Genomic DNA, 15,637 nt, shown 5'->3' with positions numbered 1-15,637 from the left:
GGGCGACGGTGTCTGCTGCGCCGACGCCCGGGGCGTTACACTGTGACACATGACGCCTATTCGTCACAACGGTTCGGACAACGATCAGGTGCTCGACGCAGTGCGCGACTGTGTGCTGGCCGTCGGGGTGCGCCGCACCACCCTCGCCGACGTGGCCCGCCGCGCCGGTGTCTCGCGGATGACCCTGTACCGGCGCTGGCCGGATCTTCGGACCCTGGTCGGTGATCTGATGACCCGGGAGTGGATCGACGTGGCCACTCGGGCGATCCCCGAGCCCTCCTCCGGCACGGACACCCGCACCCGGATCGTGGACGGACTGGTCGCGGGCGTCGAGGCCTTCCGGTCGCACCCGCTCTTCCGCAAGATCGTCGACGTCGATCCGGAACTGCTGCTCCCCTATGTGCTCGACCGCCGCGGAGCGAGCCAGGAGGCGCTGCTGGCACTGCTCGCCGACGGCCTGCGCGAGGGCCACGCGGACGGCTCCGTGCGCGCCGGGCACGTCGAACGGCAGGCCCGTGCCCTGCTGTTGACCGTGCAGTCCTTCACCCTGTCCCTGCGCACGATGACCGACGAGGACGATCCGGAGCTCGACTCCGCCGCCTTCCTCGGCGAGTTGCGCACCCTCCTGGAGAGGACCCTCACGCCATGAGCAACACCGGGGCCGACGCCGGCTCGTCCCTCAGCGCACACCGCCGCGAGCGAGAACTGGCCGAGGCCACCGACGGCAGGGTCGCCGACGTCCTGGTCGTCGGACTCGGCGCGACCGGCGCCGGAGCCGCGCTGGACGCGGCGGCCCGCGGTCTCGACGTCGTCGCGGTGGACGCCCACGACCTCGCCTTCGGCACCTCCCGCTGGAGCTCCAAGCTCATCCACGGCGGACTGCGCTACCTGGCCTCCGCGCAGTTCGACGTCGCGCACGAGAGCGCGGTCGAACGCGGGGTGCTGATGACCAGGACCGCCCCGCACCTGGTCGCCGCCCAGCCGTTCGTCCTGCCGCTGACCCCGCTGGTGCCCCGAGCCCAGGCCTCGCTGGCCTGGGCCGGGTTCCGGGCCGGTGACATGCTGCGGCTGGCCGCCCGGACCCCGCGCCAGGTGCTGCCCGCCCCGCGCCGGCTGACGGCGACGGAGGCCCGGCACCTGGCGCCGTCGGTGCGCTCGGCGGGGCTGCGCGGCGGACTGCTGTCCTGGGACGGCAAGGTCACCGACGACGCCCGGCTGGTGACCGCCCTGGCCAGGACGGCCGCCGCGCAGGGGGCACGGGTGCTGACCCGGGTCAGGGTGCTGGAGCTGACCGGCACCGGCGCCCGGATCCGCGACGAACTCACTGGCGAGGAGGGCGAGATCAGGGCCCGCGCGGTCATCAACGCGGCCGGGGTGTGGGCGGGCGGCCTCGTCGAGGGCATCCGGATCCGGCCCTCCCGCGGCACCCACCTGGTCCTGCGCTCGGAGCGGCTCGGCACCCTGCCGGCCGGCCTGCACATCCCCATCCCCGGCGAGACCAACCGTTTCGTCCTGGTCCTGCCCCAGGGCGACGGCCGGGTGTACGTCGGTCTCACCGACGAGCCGGTCGAGGGCGGCATCCCGGACGTCCCGGACGTGCCCGAGAGCGACATCGGCTTCCTGCTGGACGTGCTCGGCTCGGTCCTGGACACGCCGGTGGCACGGGAGGAGGTCGTCGGCGCCTTCGCCGGACTGCGCCCGCTGCTCGACACCTCCGGGCACGACGGCCGCGCCGACTCGCCCGCCCGCACCTCCGACATCTCCCGCCGGCACGCGGTGCTGACGTCCCCCGACGGTGTCACGACGATCGTCGGCGGCAAGCTCACCACCTACCGGCGCATGGCACAGGACGCCGTGGACGCCGCGACCGCCGCCCGGGGACTTCCGGCCGCGCCCTCCCCCACCGCCGCACTCCCCCTGGTCGGTGCTGCCGCACCCGGCCGCCTGCGCGCCCTGTCCGCACCCCGGCGCCTGGTCCGCCGCTACGGCACCGAGGCCGAGGCCGTCCACGCCCTCGCGGCCGCGGACCCCGCCCTGGCCGAGCCGGTCCTGCCCGGCCACCCGGTCACCCGCGCGGAACTGCTGTGGGCGGTCCGGCACGAGGGTGCGCTGGACGAATCGGACCTCCTGGACCGCCGTACCCGCATCGGACTGGTGCCGGCGGACCGCGCCGAGGTGCTGTCGGTGGCGCGGGAGGTACTGGCGGAGGCCGCGAGCGTACGACCCTGAGGTCACGCCCGGCCGCGCCGCAGGGTGTGCCCTCAACGGCCGTGCAGAGAACAGGAGTTGGCGACAGAGGCGAGGAACGTACGGTCGGGCGCGAGCCGGCCGGGCGGGGCGGGGCGCACAGCGGGCGGAGCCTCAGAGGAGACGGCGGATGTCGCCGCGGACGCGGTAGAAGCCGCCGGCCGCCGGGTGCAGGGCGTCCACGACATAGCGGGCCCCCGGCTCGCGTATGACCCGCGGGAACTGGACGTTCCAGGAGGTGTCGTAGCCCTCGGACGCCACATGCACCCGGAGCCGGCCGCCCTCCTGCACGCACTCGACCACGACGGCTCCGGCCGGAGCCTGCGCGACGGTGGCCACCGCGGCCACGGCGGTGGCGGGCTGGTAGGTCGGCAGGGCCGCGGCGAGCTTGACGTCCCGGGCCACCGGAACCGTGCCCTGCTGGGCCGCGGCGATGGCCGTCTCGCTCGCGTCGACGCACACCAGCGAGCCGTCGGTGGTCACCAGGTACAGGCGCCCGTCGCGGTACTGCATCGACAGCGCCGAGCCGCCACCGGTGCCGAGCTTCCACAGGCGCGTGCCGTCCTGGTCGAAGCAGTAGACGGAGGACGCGGCGTCCCCGGCGAAGACGAACCGCCCGCCCGGGGAGCTGGCGCACGAGTAGACCGCGCTGTCGCAGGCGTACGTCGCCTCGATGGCGCCGGTCGTCTTGGACAGCCGCTGGACCACGCGGTGGTGGGTGCCCGCGTAGACGGCGGCGTCCTCCTGCCAGCCGAACAGCACGCTGCCCCTGGTGGCCGTGTGCCACAACTCGCCGCTGCCGTCGGGCGCGTAGGCGGTGACGCCCCGGTGGTGGCCGTGGTAGACGGCTCGGTCGTCGGCGCGCACCATCCAGGCGTGTTCGCCCTGGCTGCGGCGCGCCCACTGGTGCTCGTCCTCATGGTCGATGACGGTGAGGCGGCCGTCGCGGTCCGACACGTTCAGGATGCCCTCGTGGATGTCCAGCCAGAAGATGTCGACGTCGGCGGCGATGTCGTACGCGGCGAACGGCAGCTTGGAGGAGAGGTCGTAGACCTTGCCGTCGTCGCAGCCCGCGTAGATCCAGAAGTCGTCGGCGACCAGACACTTCACCCCGTCGGGCAGGCCGAACCGGGCGAGGACGGCGCCGTCGTGGCCGAGGGTGTAGACGTCACCCGCCTGATTGCCGACCCAGCAGTGTTCGTCGTCGACATGGATGCCGAAGGCGGCCGAGCCGGTGCGGAACCGCCACAGCACCGGAGCCACGGCCCGTGCGGTGGACGGAGCCGAGCTGACCTGTCGCCGGGTCACCGGGCGCGGGGCGCGCTGCCCCTGGACCGCGGGGCCGTACCCCTTGCGGACCTTCTCCCCCACCTTCTTCGCGGCGGCCGCCCTGGCCTTCTCCGGGGTCGGGAAGGTCGTCGTCTGCACCTGCCCGGCGGCGCCGATCCTGCCGTACCGCACCGTCACCACCGAGCCGTCGACGGTCACTTCATAGAACTTGTGGGCGCCGCCGCCCTCCTGCGACAGCTCCAGATAGGTCGTCGACACCGCGGACGCCGTGGTCATGGCAGACCCCTCCCCAGCACGGACCCGCGGCCTTTCCCGCAGGTCCTCACTGATCGAACCGTAAGGGCGACCACTGACAATCGGGCTGCCGCACCCGGGCGGGGCAGGCACCGGCGGGCTAACCCCCGCCGTCGCCGTCCGGCGCCAACGCGCTCATACCGCCGAGCAGTTGGCGCAGGCACTGCACGGCCAGCGCGGCCGGTGAGTCCTCGCCGGTGACTCCCGCTTCCGTGTCCGCCCAGGTCTCCAGCGCGATCCGGATCGCGTCCGTGGCCGCCGCCGCGACGAGGCGCACCTGGACCGCTCCGAGCCGTCCGTCCGCGAGGCGGGCGACGACCGGGACGAGTCGTTCCTCGGACTCCTGGTTGACGCGGTACCAGACCGCGCGGAGCGCGGGGTCGTCGGCGGCGGCCCGCAGCAGCCCGCGGGTGCGCAGCAGCGCCGTGGCGGCCGTCTCGTCCGGTGCCGACAGGGACCGCTGCACCGCCGTCTCCAGCGCCCGGAACAGATCGGTGCCCGGTTCCGCCGCCTCCAGCAGGGCCCGCCATCGGTCGGCTCCGGTGGCGAGCAACGGGCTCACCGCGTCCTGCTTGGAGCGGAAGTAGCGGTAGAAGGTGCGCAGCGCGACGCCCGCGTGCCGGGCGATCTCCTCGGCCGTGGTCGCGTGCGGCCCCTGTGTGGCGAACAGCTCGGCCGCCGCGTGTGCGATCTCGAGCTGGGTCGCGGCCTTGCGGCGCTCGGTCAAAGAAGACGGCGGCTTGGTGCTCACTCCAGAAGGGTACGGCCCGACGCCCTGGCATGGCACGCGATGACGAAATGGCAAAACGTGCCACCTAGGCGTAACGTGAAGCGCCTGAGACGCCGGTCGGCAGGAGATCCGGTGTCGTGAAGGCCACGCCACACGCGGACGGGGCGGGCAGGAGGAGAAGACATGAACCGTTACGAAGGCCGGCGCGCGATGATCACCGGGGGCGGCTCGGGCATCGGCCAGGCCACCGTGCTGCGCCTCCTCGCCGAGGGCGGCACCGTGGTCGCGGCGGACGTCAGCGAGCGCGGTCTGCAGGACACCGTGGAGCGGGCCGGGGCGCATGCGGACCGCCTGACCACGCTGGTCGTCGACGTCGCCGACGAGACCTCGGTCAGGGGCGGGGTGGCCGCCGCGACCGCAGCGCTCGGCGGCCTGGACGTGCTGGTCAACGCGGCCGGGATCCTGCGCTCCGCGCACACCCACGAGACGAGCCTCCAGGACTTCACCCGCATCCTGCAGGTCAACCTCGTCGGAACCTTCCTCGTCATCCGCGAGTCCATACCGGCGCTGCTGGCAGGCCGCGCCGCGGCGGTCGTCAACTTCAGCTCCACCTCGGCCCAGTTCGCGCACCCCTACATGGCGGCGTACGCGGCGAGCAAGGGCGGCATCCAGTCGATGACGCACGCTCTCGCCGCCGAGTACGCCCGGCAGGGCATCCGCTTCACCGCCGTCCAGCCCGGCTCCATCTCCTCCGGGATGACCGACGGCAGCGGCGCCAGCGGGCAGAGCAGGGGGCCGGGGCTGCCCGAGGACGCGGACACGAGCCTGTTCGCCAAGCTCTCCCCCGCGCTCGGACAGGGCTTCGCCGGCCCCGAGGCGGTGGCGTCGGTCGTCGCCATGCTCGCCTCGGAGGACGGCAGGTTCGTCACCGGCACAGAGATCCGCATCGACGGGGGCACCCACTTCTGACCGCGGTCGGGGCGCCGCGGGAGCGGCGCCGAGGAGCCGGCCGACAGCCGGTCGGCCTTGCCGTCGCCGTTCAGGTCCCCGGCGCCGAGCGCCTGCCCGTAGCTCTTGTCCCGGTCGCGGAAGACCAGCACCCGAGTACAGCACGGACAAGGCCGTCGTTGGGGCGGTGCCCGGCAGTTCGCTCAGGCGAGGGCGACCAGGTCGCGGTAGTCCTCGCTCCACAGGTCGTCGGCCGCGTCCGGCAGCAGCAGGACGCGGTCCGGGCGGAGAGCGTCGAGGGCTCCCTCGTCGTGGGTGACCATGACGATCGCGCCGGGATACGAGCCGACCGCGGCCAGGACCTCGTCGCGGGAGAGCGGGTCGAGGTTGTTGGTCGGCTCGTCCAGCAGCAGGACGTTCGCCCCGGAGTGGACCAGGCCGGCCAGCGCCAGCCGGGTCCGCTCGCCACCGGACAGGACGGCAGCGGGCTTGTCGGCGTCGTCCCCGCCGAACAGGAACGCGCCCAGTACCCGCCGGGCCTCGCCGGTGTCCAGGTGCGGTGCCGCTGCCTGCAGGTTCTCCAGGACGGTGCGGCCGGTGTCGAGCGTGTCGTGCTCCTGGGCGAAGTAGCCCAGGCGCAGCCCGTGTCCGTGCACCACCCGTCCCGTGTCCGGCTGTTCGGCGCCGGCGAGGATCCGCAGCAGGGTGGTCTTTCCGGCGCCGTTGAGCCCGAGAACGACCAGGCGGCTGCCGCGGTCCACCGCCAGGTCCACTCCGTCGAGGACCCGGTGGTCACCGTAGGACTTGGCCAGGCTGAGCGCGCCGAGCGGTGTCCGCCCGCACGGGGCGGGATCGGGTAGCCGGATCCGCGCGGTCTTCTCGGCGCGCCGGGCGGGTTCCAGCCCGGCCAGCATGCGGTCGGCACGGCGGGCCATGCTGCGGGCCATGGTCGCGGTGGCGGAGCGGGCCTTCATTCGGTCCGCCTGTGCGTGCAGGGCGGCGGCCTTGCGTTCGGTGCCGGCGCGCTCCCGGGCGCGGCGCCGCTCCTCCGCCTCGCGACGGGTCGTGTACGGGTGCCAGCCGGTGTTGTGCACGTCGATCGTGGCTCGGCCGCCGTCCAGATGGAAGACGCGGTTGACGACCTCGGCGAGCAGCGCCGTGTCGTGGCTGACGAGCACGAGTCCGCCCTGATGGCCCTGGAGGAAGCCGCGCAGCCAGGTCAGCGAGTCGGCGTCGAGGTGGTTGGTGGGCTCGTCCAGGAGCAGGGTGCCGTCGGCTCCGGCGAACAGGATGCGGGCGAGTTCCACGCGGCGCTTCTGCCCACCGGACAGGGTGCCGACCGGCTCGCCCATGACCCGTTCGGCCAGGCCGAGTGCGGCCGCCGTCCGGGCGGCCTCGGCCTCGGCCGCGTAGCCGCCACCGGCCTGGAAGGCGGCGTCGGCGCGGGCGTAGGCGTTCATGGCCCGCTCCAGCGCCGACGGGCGGGTGGCGTCGGCCATCGCCGCCTCGGCCCTGCGCAGGTCGCGCAGGGCGGTGTCGAGGCCACGGGCGGACAGGATCCGGTCGGTGACCGTCGTGGCGGGGTGGGTGGCGCGGGAGTCCTGGGCCAGGAAGCCGACCGGACCAGTGCGGGTGATCGTGCCGGCGGCGGGCCGGGACCGTCCGGCGAGCGCGCTCAGCAGGGTGGTCTTGCCGGCGCCGTTGCGGCCGACCAGGCCGATCCGGTCCCCGGGGGAGACGGTGAAGGAGGTGCGGGACAGCAGCAGGCGCGCACCGGCGCGCAGCTCGACATCGCGAGCGGTGATCATTTGTAATGCTCCGAATCAGCGAGAGGACACACTTCTGGCGTGGAAGCGGGTCCTCGGCTAGGAGATTCGGGGCGTTGACATGCGGTCACGGTATCCGACGGACTGCGAGCGGCGCCGGTGTTTTTCCGCTCGGCGCCGCAACTCGCATCATCCGCCGATGAGTTCGGCGAACCTGCCGGTGTCGATGTTGCCACCGGAGGCGATGATTCCGATGCGGCGCGGGACGTCGTCGACGCGGCCGGCCAGGAGTGCGGCCAGGCCGGTGGCACCGCTGGGTTCGAGCACGATCTTCAGGCGTTCGAAGGCGAAGCGCATGGCGGCGACGATCTCCGCGTCGCTCACGAGGGCGATGGCGTCGACCAGGCGCCGGTTGATCTCGAAGGTGAGCTCGCCGGGCGTGTCCAGCGCCTGTCCGTCGGCGATGGTCGGGGGCACGGGCAGGGTGACGCGGGCACCGCTCTCCAGGGACCGCTTGGTGTCGTCCCCCGCCTCCGGCTCCACGCCGACGACCCGGATGCGGGGGTGCAGGGCCTTGGCGGCGGTGGCGCTGCCGGCGATCAGGCCGCCGCCGCCGACAGGTACGAGCAGGGCGTCGAGCGGGCCGGTCTCCGCGAGGAGTTCCAGGGTCGCGGTGCCCTGTCCGGCGATGACATGGGGGTGGTCGTAGGGCGGGATGAGGGCCAGGCCGCGGTCCGCCGCCAGCGCCGTACCGAGCGCGGTGCGGTCCTCGGTGTAGCGGTCGTAGGTGACGATCTCGGCACCGTATCCGGCGGTCGCCTCCCGCTTGAGGCGCGGGGCGTCCTCGGGCATCAGGATGACGGCGCTGGTGCCGAGTTCGCGGGCGGCCAGGGCGGTGGCCTGGGCGTGGTTGCCGGACGAGTAGGCGGCGATGCCCTTGGCGAGCTGGTCCGAGGGGAGCTGGGCGGCCGCGTTGTAGGCGCCGCGGAACTTGAAGGCGCCTACGCGCTGGAAGTTCTCGCACTTGATGAACACCTCGGCGCCGACGAGGGCGTTCAGGGTGCGCGAGGTGACGACGGGGGTGCGGTGGGCGACGCCTTCGAGGCGCGCGGCGGCCGCGCGGACGTCGTCGAACGTTACGGGCGAAGCGGTGGCCATGGTGGTCTCCCCTCCCCTTCCCACTTGGACCGATTTTCCATTCTTGGACAGGAACTCTACGAAGGGGGACGACGACCTGTCCAGGGAACATCGGGCGCAGCCACCAGTGTCCTACCCGGCCAACTGCGGATACAGCGCCGCCAGATCTCCGGAGAGCCCCGCCTTCACCCCCCGGGTGACGTCGTCCGCCAGCACCTCGTACGCCCCGGCCTCGATGCCGTCCAGCGCCAGGGCGGCGATGTCGCCCGGAGTGGACTTGGGTGCGTCGATGTTCGAGGTCATGTCGGTGTCGATGTAGCCGACGTGCAGCCCGGTGACCCCGATGCCACGTGAACGCAGCTCCAGGCGCAGGGAGTTGCTCTGGGACCACAGGGCCGCCTTGGTGGCGCTGTAGGAGCCGGCGACGCCGAGCCAGGAGAGCACGGAATGGACGTTGAGCAGGTGTCCGCCGCCGTTGCGCTCGACGACCGGGACGAAGGCACGGGTGACCAGCAGCGGCCCATAGAAGTTGATCTCGAATTCGCGGCGTACGTCGTCGACGGGGGCCTCGAGGAAGGAGGTCGCCCCCAGCGAGACACCCGCGTTGTTGATCAGGATCGTGACGTCCTGGGCCTGCGCCGCGGCGGCCTCGACCGATGCGGGGTCGGTGACCTCCAGGGCGAGGGGCACGGCGTCGGGGTGGGTCACGGTGCGCGGGTTGCGGGCCGTGGCGTACACCTTGGCGGCGCCGCGCGCGTACAGCTCGTCCACCAGCGCCCGGCCCAGGCCACGGCTGCCTCCGGTCACCAGTGCGACAGCGTCCTTGATCGAAGTCATGGTCATCTCCAGATGTGGAAACCGATCGGTTTCCAGCACAGTAAACCGATCGGTTTCAAACTTCAACCGCACCGGCAGAGCGCGCCCCGACCCCACGCAGACACCCTCGCCGGGAGGGTCAACCGAACGGGACCGTTGAGTTTGGAATTCAAACCCTGCTGGAAGGGGGGGGCATGACCGAGCAGGACACCACCCGGTGATCGACACGGCCTGGCTCCGTGCGCTGTGCCTGGAGGCCGGAGCGGACGACGTTACAAGTCCGGCTACTGCCTGGTCGTCTGCCCCGCGGGCGAGGACGTGCTCGACCCGTACCTCGGCGACCGCGGGGCAGGCCCAGCGGTACGCCGAACGCCGATTCCCGCACAAGCCGACCAAGGAGGTCCCGGGCGGGTGGCGGTCTCCGGCGCGCCGGAGCGCGCACTCCTCCGGCACACACTGAGCGGGAGCGGCGGGGCAGGGCGGGACGGGAGGGGAGGGGAAGAGCGGGGAACGACCCGAGCGCATGGATTCACCGTTCCCCGCCCCCGGCGCGTCGGCCCGCCTCGTCACGGACACGGAGGGACGACCCGCGACCGGTCCGACGAAGCTTCGACTCACCGATCTTGTTCCGACCATCCGACACCACCGACGCACCGGCCAGTGGAACGAGCCGCCCGGGTGACGAGCGCCCGGTTCACAGGGGGCAGGCCCGGCGTCCGAGGTCCCGGCCCGTGCGGCAGGTCCGGTGCGGGGAGGCGCATCCGCCCCGGACGGTGCGTCACGCGATGTGGTGTCCGACTTCGTTGCGCTCCTTGGTCGTTCGGATACGCACCGCAGGCCCGCCTCGCGCCCCATCAGCCCCGCTCCCACCTCCGCCGCCCTCCGGCGCAGCCAGATGTGCGCGGCGTCCTGAGCGTGCACCCGGTGCCACCACATCGCCTCCTGCACGGGTACGGCCTCGAAGGGACAGGGCAGGACGCGAACCGCGGCGGAGCGGACGGCGCCGCGGCCGCGGGCCAGCCGTTCCTGGATCATCACGACCTGGCGGGTGCCCTCGACCATGCACGGCAGCAGCTGGAAGGTCTGCACGGAGACCTCCACCCGGGGACTGATGCCGATCATGCCGAGCTGCCGGGCGGCCGGAGCGTCGTACGGACGCTGGTACACCGCCCAGGGCAGCCGGGCGAGCTGGTCGAGGGTGAGCGCGTCGCCGACGTCGGGATGGTCGTCGGCGACGAGGCACAGCCAGCGGTCGCTGTAGAGGTCGACCGCGGGAAAGCCGTCGATGACACCGTGCGGCATGAGCAGTCCGTCGACGGCTCTCAGCACGGTTGGCGGTGTTCTCCACGACCGAGGGTGCCGGGTGGTGGAAGCTCAGCCGGATGCCTGGGGCCTCCTCGGGCAGGGCGCGCACTGGTCGCCGGCCGCGACGCGTGAGGTGTTGGAGCGGTGGGAGGAGTCCCTTCCCGTCCTGCACGCCCTCGCGGCGGAGGACCGCCCGGACTGGCGGCCCCTGGGCTCGGGCACCTGTGGCAACGGCGGTTGTCCGGCCGAGCTGTGGGGCGTGCGCGGGCGGCAGGATCCGCCACCACTCGGGCCCGGTGACACGGTGACCCTCACGGCGGCGGGCATCGGCCGGGTGTCCAACACCGTGGTGGCGGGGCCCGATCCGGTACCGGGGCCGGACGGCGCAGCGCGGCCACGAGGGTGCCGCCGGCCAGGCGCTGCACCAGCCTGTCCTGAGCTCCGGGAACTCCCGGCGCGCAGCCAGTAGTTGATATGGCAAGCTTTGGCCAACCGTTTGCGGGACCGAGGCCGTGACGGTCGTGGAGAGGAGTACAGGGTGACGCAGGAGGGCGGCCAGGCCGTGCACATCGACACCAGCAAGCCGCATCCCGCACGGATCTACGACTACCTCCTGGGCGGCAAGGACAACTACGAGGTGGACCAGCTGGCGGGCGACCAACTGGCCGCGGCGGCGCCCGAGGTGTGGGTCTCCGTACGGGCCAACCGCGCCTTTCTGCAGCGTGCGGTCCGTTACGTCATCGGCAGCGGTGTCCGCCAGATCCTCGACATCGGCACCGGGCTGCCCACCTCGCCGAATGTGCACGAGGTCGCCCAGGAGCTGGCTCCGGACGCACGTGTCGCCTATGTCGACAACGATCCGATCGTGAAGGCGCACGGCGACGCGCTGCTCAGCCGGGCCGGCACGACCAGCATCGTGCTCGCCGACCTGCGTGATCCGCAGTCCGTCATCGATCATCCCGAGGTCCGGCGGATCATCGACTTCGGCCGGCCGGTCGCCCTGTTCCTCGTCGCCATCCTCCACTTCATCCGTGACGCGGACGAGCCCGAGCGCATCGTGGCGACCCTGCGTGACGCGCTCCCGGCCGGCAGCTTCCTGGTGCTCTCGCACGCGACGGGCGACTTCGCCGACGACCGCAGCGAGGCCGAGGCCGTCTACAACAGCGCGACCGCGACCATGAACCTGCGGTCCCGCGACCGGGTCGAGCGGTTCTTCGCCGGGTTCGAGCTGGTCGAGCCCGGCCTGACCCAGGTTCCGTTCTGGCGCCCGGACACCACCCCGCCGCCGGGCTCCGAAGCGATCGGCTTCTACGGAGGCGTGGCCCGCAAGAACGCCTGAATCCGGGAGCTTCGGGGTCCACCCCTTGACCGGCCCCCGGTAGGCACCCCCATACTGGCGGCCAAATCGATTTGGCCGCATCGCTTTGGCCGCCCGTCCACGGCCGGATCGTCGAGGCCTGAGCCGAGCGAGCCGAACGGAGCCCGCGCGTGTCCAGTCCCGTACATCCCGTCTCCCGTCCCGTACATCCCGTCGACGAGTCCCGCCCCCTCGGGCGGATCCTGCTCTTCGGCGTCCAACACGTCCTCGTCATGGCGGCGACGCCGATCTCCGCGATCTTCCTGATGAGTGCCACGCTCCGGCTCGGCCCGGGTGTCACCGTCGACCTGCTCTCGGCAGCCCTGCTGCTGTCCGGGATCGGCTCGCTCGTGCAGTCCCTCGGCCCCTGGAAGTTCGGGCCACGGCTGCCGTTCGTGATGCTGCCGGGCGGAGCGCCACTGATCCTGTTCTTGTCGATCGCACAAGCGCACGGGCTGCGCACGGCGACCGGCGCGGTGCTGCTCACCGCAGCCTTCACCTTCCTGGTGCTGCCGCTGTTCGCACGGCTGCTGCGGTTCTTCCCGCCTCTGGTCATCGGCACGATGATCGTGATCGTCGGGGTCAATCTGGTGAAGGTCGGCGCGCTGCTGGTCACCGGGCAGCCCGGCACGCCCGGCTTCGCGGATCCGGCCCGGTTGGGGCTCGCCTTCGCCACCATCGGCCTGATCGTCGTCTTCACCCGGCTGCTGCGCGGGGTCCTGCGGCAACTCGCGGTACTGCTCGGCCTCGCGGCCGGCACCGCCCTGGCCTTCGCCGTCGGCCAGGTCCACCCGGGCTCCGCCCTCTCCGGCCAACTGATCGGTGTTCCCAGGCCGTTGCCGTTCGGCACACCCGTCTTCGACCTGCTCGCCGCGCTGCCGCTGATGCTGTACAGCCTCGCGTCCATGGCGGAGGCGACCGGGCAGACCGTCATCAACGCCGAGGCGGTCGGCAGGGACATCGACGTCCGCACCGACGTGCCGCGCACGGTGCGCGGGGACGCGCTGACCTCGCTGCTCGGCGGCTGCTTCGGGCTGCCGCTGATGGTGACCAGCGGCGAGAACATCGGCATCGTCCGGGTCACCGGCGTGCGCAGCCGGTATGTCACGGCCGCCGCGGGCGTGGTCCTCGTCGTCCTCGGCTTCGTGACCCCCGTCGCGCGCGCGATCAGCGTGATGCCCCCGGCCGTGGTCGGGGGCGCCGCGATGGTCGTCTTCGCGGTGATCACCGTACTCGGTGTGCAGATGCTCGGCCGGGCCCGGCTGGAGGACCACACGGCCACGTTGACCTGCGCGGTCGCGCTCGCGCTGGGGCTGCTGCCGATCCTGGTGCCCGGCGTCTACGCCGGGTTCCCGTCCGACGTGCGGATCCTGCTGGAGAGCGGGGTGGCCGTGGGCGCCCTCGTCGCCGCCGTCCTCAACGTCGTCTTCCACCACCTGGGGCGGCGCGCGGCGGACACCGGTGCCGCCGTGCCGGCCGAGGCACCGAGTCCGGCCGCCCGTGCCTGAAGTCCCGTACAGCCGTCTGCCGAACAACGGAGAAGCATGACCGACCTGACCCCCGACCGGCTGCGCCACGAGGCGCTGCTGCTGGTCCCCGACGTGACGCTGACCCCCGACGGCCCGCTGGAACTGCACGCGGTGGTGGTGCGGGACGGCGTGTTCCACGACGTCGGCCCCGCCGAGCGGATCGTCCGCACCCACCCGTCGCTGACCCCTCTCCGGCTGCCCGGGCACGCGCTGATGCCGGGCTTCGTCGACGCCCACCACCATCTGACGCAGAGCTTCGGCGGCGCCCTCGCCTTCGGGGAGCCGTCGGAGATCTTCCGCAGGGTCTGGGTGCCGCTGGAGCGCGCCCTGGACGAGGAGTCGGCCTACGTCGCCGCGAAACTGGCCGCGCTGGAGTCCCTGCGGGGCGGTTTCACGACGGTCGCCGAGTCGGGGACCCGGGCCCCGGTGGACGTGGACGTGGTGGCCTCGGCCGCGCGTGACGCGGGGATCCGCTGTGTGCTGGGGCTCGTCTGCAACGACGTCCCGGACGGCACCGGAGCGGACACGGATCCGCAGTCCGTGCTCGCCGCCGCCGAGAAGCACCTGGCGCGCTACGGCGGTGACGACCTGGTCCGTCCCGCGCTCGCCGTGTCCGTGCCGGAGGCCGCGACGGCGCACACGCTGGCCGCGACGGCACGCCTCGCCGCCGACGCGGGCACGGTCGTGCAGATCCATGTGAACGAGCACCTCGTCGCCGTCGAGCGCTCCCTGGTCCGGCACGGGCTGCGGCCCCTGGAGCATCTGCACCATGCGGGCGCTCTCGGCCCGCAGTTGCTGGCCGCGCACGCGACGCTGCTCACCCCTCACGAGGTCACGCTGCTCGCCGACAGCGGCGCAGCGGTCAGCTACAACCCGGTCGCCAGCGCGTGGAAGGGCAACGCCGTCGCCCCGGCGACCGCCTTCGCCGAGCGCGGCGTCCGGTTCGGGCTGGGCACCGACGGGACCCGCGGGGACGGCTTCCGGCTCATGGACGCGGCGGAGTTCGCTCAGCGGCTCACCTACGGCCTGGCCAGCGGGGACTCCTCCTGCGGCGCCGGGTGGACGTGGTGGGAGCGGGCCACCGCGGGCGGCGCGGACGCGGTCGGACTCGGCCGGCACACGGGACGGGTCGTGCCCGGTGCCGCCGCGGACTTCCTCCTGGCCGACCTCGACCGGCCGGAGATGCGGCCGTCCTGGGACCTGCCGTGGGAGCTGGTCCGGCGCGGCAACCGGGACCAGCTCACCGCCGTGTTCGTCGCCGGCCGCCTGCGCCTGTGGCGCGGCTGGCCACCGGACTGGGACGGACCGGCACTGGTCCGCCGGGCGGCCGAGCTGGCCCCTCACGTGGTACGGCGCGCCGGGGTCACGCGGGCCCATCCGACGTCGGTGGCGGCACGGCAGCGGACGGTGGCGCACACCGGGCCGGCGGCCGGGGACATGCCCTGTCCCGGTGCCCGGCGATGAGCGGCGGCACGCTGGCGGTGCTGGCGCTGACCGTCGCGGCGGCCGCGTTCGTGCAGGGGGCCAGCGGCCTGGGGTTCGCGCTGATCGTGGCGCCGGTAGCGGGGCTGCTCGATCCGGGGCTGCTGCCCGTGTTCGTGCTGACCGCGATGATCCCGCTGAACCTGTACGTCGCCTGGCGCGAACGGCACAGCCTCGATCTGCGCGGTGCCGGGTGGATCACGGCGGCTCGGCTGACGGCGACACCGGCGGGGCTGGCGCTGCTGTGGGCGATACCGGCGGGCGCTCTCGGAGCCGTCGTCGGCGCGGCGACGGTGCTGGCGGCGGTGGTGAGCCTCGTCGTGCCGTCGTTCGTGCCCGGGCGCGGCGCCTACCTGGGAGCCGGTGTCGTCACCGGGCTGACCGAGACCGCGACCGGCGTGGGTGGCCCGCCCCTCGCGCTCGTCTACCAGCACCGGCCGCCCGGCGAGCTGCGGGCCACGGTCGCCGCGTGCTTCCTGGTGGGCGAAGTCGCCTCCCTGGTCCTGCTGTTCGGCACCGGGCGCGGCCGTCCGGCGGACATGGGCTGGGCGCTCCTGCTGCTGCCCGCGCTCGCGGCGGGTGCCGGGCTCAGCCGCCTGGCGCACCGGCGCCTCGACGCGCGGAAGATGCGCGCCTTCGTCCTTGTCTTCGCCCTGGTGTCGGGGGTGGTGCTGATGGCCGGGACGTGATCTCGCCGGCCGCCAGTGCCCCGGCAGGCAACGTTTGCCGGTCATGG

At 73.1% G+C, this 15,637-nt stretch carries 12 protein-coding genes and 3 pseudogenes; 8 read left to right on the top strand and 7 right to left on the bottom strand.

Annotated elements, in window-relative coordinates:
- Positions 1-49: 49 nt before the first annotated feature.
- Together ACFYZB_RS29680 and ACFYZB_RS29675 are read left to right on the top strand one after the other, a co-directional pair.
- A complete protein-coding gene (locus ACFYZB_RS29680; RefSeq protein WP_388763861.1) occupies positions 50-649 on the top strand; it encodes a TetR/AcrR family transcriptional regulator in 600 nt (199 codons plus the stop codon).
- Positions 646-2,229: a glycerol-3-phosphate dehydrogenase/oxidase gene (locus ACFYZB_RS29675; protein WP_388763859.1), complete on the top strand. Its 1,584-nt coding sequence runs from the start codon at positions 646-648 to the stop codon at positions 2,227-2,229. The genes ACFYZB_RS29680 and ACFYZB_RS29675 overlap by 4 nt, the downstream gene beginning before the upstream one ends.
- Before the next feature lie 132 nt (positions 2,230-2,361).
- On the opposite strand, the gene ACFYZB_RS29670 is transcribed toward ACFYZB_RS29675, so the two are convergent.
- Complete coding sequence (locus tag ACFYZB_RS29670) at positions 2,362-3,813, bottom strand: WGR domain-containing protein (RefSeq protein ID WP_388763857.1); 1,452 nt, start codon at positions 3,811-3,813, stop codon at positions 2,362-2,364.
- Positions 3,814-3,931: 118 nt separating this feature from the next.
- Positions 3,932-4,582 (bottom strand): TetR/AcrR family transcriptional regulator, encoded by a 651-nt coding sequence (locus ACFYZB_RS29665; RefSeq protein ID WP_388763855.1) that lies wholly within the window; start codon positions 4,580-4,582, stop codon positions 3,932-3,934.
- 162 nt (positions 4,583-4,744) lie between these two features.
- On the opposite strand from ACFYZB_RS29665, the gene ACFYZB_RS29660 reads away from it, so the two are divergent.
- Positions 4,745-5,530: an SDR family NAD(P)-dependent oxidoreductase gene (locus tag ACFYZB_RS29660; RefSeq protein ID WP_388763854.1), complete on the top strand. Its 786-nt coding sequence runs from the start codon at positions 4,745-4,747 to the stop codon at positions 5,528-5,530.
- Between the two features lie 32 nt (positions 5,531-5,562).
- On the opposite strand, the pseudogene ACFYZB_RS29655 reads toward ACFYZB_RS29660, so the two are convergent.
- The 5 genes and pseudogenes from ACFYZB_RS29655 to ACFYZB_RS29635 form a co-directional block, all read right to left on the bottom strand.
- Positions 5,563-5,661 (bottom strand): annotated as a pseudogene (locus ACFYZB_RS29655) (hypothetical protein); the annotation flags it as partial.
- Positions 5,662-5,712: 51 nt separating this feature from the next.
- On the bottom strand, positions 5,713-7,317 hold the full coding sequence (locus ACFYZB_RS29650) for an ABC-F family ATP-binding cassette domain-containing protein (protein ID WP_388763852.1): 1,605 nt from the start codon (positions 7,315-7,317) through the stop codon (positions 5,713-5,715).
- Between the two features lie 147 nt (positions 7,318-7,464).
- Positions 7,465-8,433, bottom strand: a complete 969-nt coding sequence (locus ACFYZB_RS29645) for a threo-3-hydroxy-L-aspartate ammonia-lyase (protein ID WP_388763850.1) — start codon at positions 8,431-8,433, stop codon at positions 7,465-7,467.
- A 111-nt stretch (positions 8,434-8,544) separates the two neighbouring features.
- Positions 8,545-9,249 carry an SDR family oxidoreductase gene (locus tag ACFYZB_RS29640; protein ID WP_388763911.1) on the bottom strand — a complete coding sequence of 235 codons (705 nt, stop codon included), beginning with the start codon at positions 9,247-9,249 and terminating at the stop codon, positions 8,545-8,547.
- 909 nt (positions 9,250-10,158) lie between these two features.
- A pseudogene (locus tag ACFYZB_RS29635) lies at positions 10,159-10,530 on the bottom strand (LysR substrate-binding domain-containing protein); the annotation flags it as partial.
- A gap of 211 nt (positions 10,531-10,741) precedes the next feature.
- On the opposite strand from ACFYZB_RS29635, the pseudogene ACFYZB_RS29630 reads away from it, so the two are divergent.
- The 5 genes and pseudogenes from ACFYZB_RS29630 to ACFYZB_RS29610 form a co-directional block, all read left to right on the top strand.
- A pseudogene (locus ACFYZB_RS29630) lies at positions 10,742-11,002 on the top strand (hypothetical protein); the annotation flags it as partial.
- A gap of 69 nt (positions 11,003-11,071) precedes the next feature.
- Positions 11,072-11,872, top strand: coding sequence for an SAM-dependent methyltransferase (locus tag ACFYZB_RS29625; RefSeq protein ID WP_388763848.1), 801 nt, complete (start codon positions 11,072-11,074; stop codon positions 11,870-11,872).
- A gap of 149 nt (positions 11,873-12,021) precedes the next feature.
- Positions 12,022-13,398, top strand: coding sequence for a uracil-xanthine permease family protein (locus tag ACFYZB_RS29620; RefSeq protein WP_388763846.1), 1,377 nt, complete (start codon positions 12,022-12,024; stop codon positions 13,396-13,398).
- Positions 13,399-13,434: 36 nt separating this feature from the next.
- Complete coding sequence (locus ACFYZB_RS29615; RefSeq protein WP_388763844.1) at positions 13,435-14,883, top strand: amidohydrolase family protein; 1,449 nt, start codon at positions 13,435-13,437, stop codon at positions 14,881-14,883.
- Entirely contained in the window at positions 14,880-15,590 is a 711-nt protein-coding gene (locus ACFYZB_RS29610) for a sulfite exporter TauE/SafE family protein (protein ID WP_388763842.1), read from the top strand. Before ACFYZB_RS29615 ends, ACFYZB_RS29610 begins: the two co-directional genes overlap by 4 nt.
- Positions 15,591-15,637 lie beyond the last annotated feature (47 nt).

It is taken from the genome of Streptomyces sp. NPDC001852 (genome assembly GCF_042891825.1).
Lineage (GTDB): Bacteria > Actinomycetota > Actinomycetes > Streptomycetales > Streptomycetaceae > Streptomyces.
Note: the sequence above shows the minus strand (reverse complement) of the source record. Positions and strands in the feature narration are given on the sequence as shown.

What these genes read in the sequence shown, in the direction of transcription:
- ACFYZB_RS29680 (WP_388763861.1), top strand. Translation starts at nt 50, where the DNA reads ATGACGCCTATTCGTCACAACGGTTCGGACAACGATCAGGTGCTCGAC.
- ACFYZB_RS29675 (WP_388763859.1), top strand. Translation starts at nt 646, where the DNA reads ATGAGCAACACCGGGGCCGACGCCGGCTCGTCCCTCAGCGCACACCGC.
- ACFYZB_RS29670 (WP_388763857.1), bottom strand. Translation starts at nt 3,813, where the DNA reads ATGACCACGGCGTCCGCGGTGTCGACGACCTATCTGGAGCTGTCGCAG.
- ACFYZB_RS29660 (WP_388763854.1), top strand. Translation starts at nt 4,745, where the DNA reads ATGAACCGTTACGAAGGCCGGCGCGCGATGATCACCGGGGGCGGCTCG.
- ACFYZB_RS29650 (WP_388763852.1), bottom strand. Translation starts at nt 7,317, where the DNA reads ATGATCACCGCTCGCGATGTCGAGCTGCGCGCCGGTGCGCGCCTGCTG.
- ACFYZB_RS29645 (WP_388763850.1), bottom strand. Translation starts at nt 8,433, where the DNA reads ATGGCCACCGCTTCGCCCGTAACGTTCGACGACGTCCGCGCGGCCGCC.
- ACFYZB_RS29640 (WP_388763911.1), bottom strand. Translation starts at nt 9,249, where the DNA reads ATGACTTCGATCAAGGACGCTGTCGCACTGGTGACCGGAGGCAGCCGT.
- ACFYZB_RS29615 (WP_388763844.1), top strand. Translation starts at nt 13,435, where the DNA reads ATGACCGACCTGACCCCCGACCGGCTGCGCCACGAGGCGCTGCTGCTG.
- ACFYZB_RS29610 (WP_388763842.1), top strand. Translation starts at nt 14,880, where the DNA reads ATGAGCGGCGGCACGCTGGCGGTGCTGGCGCTGACCGTCGCGGCGGCC.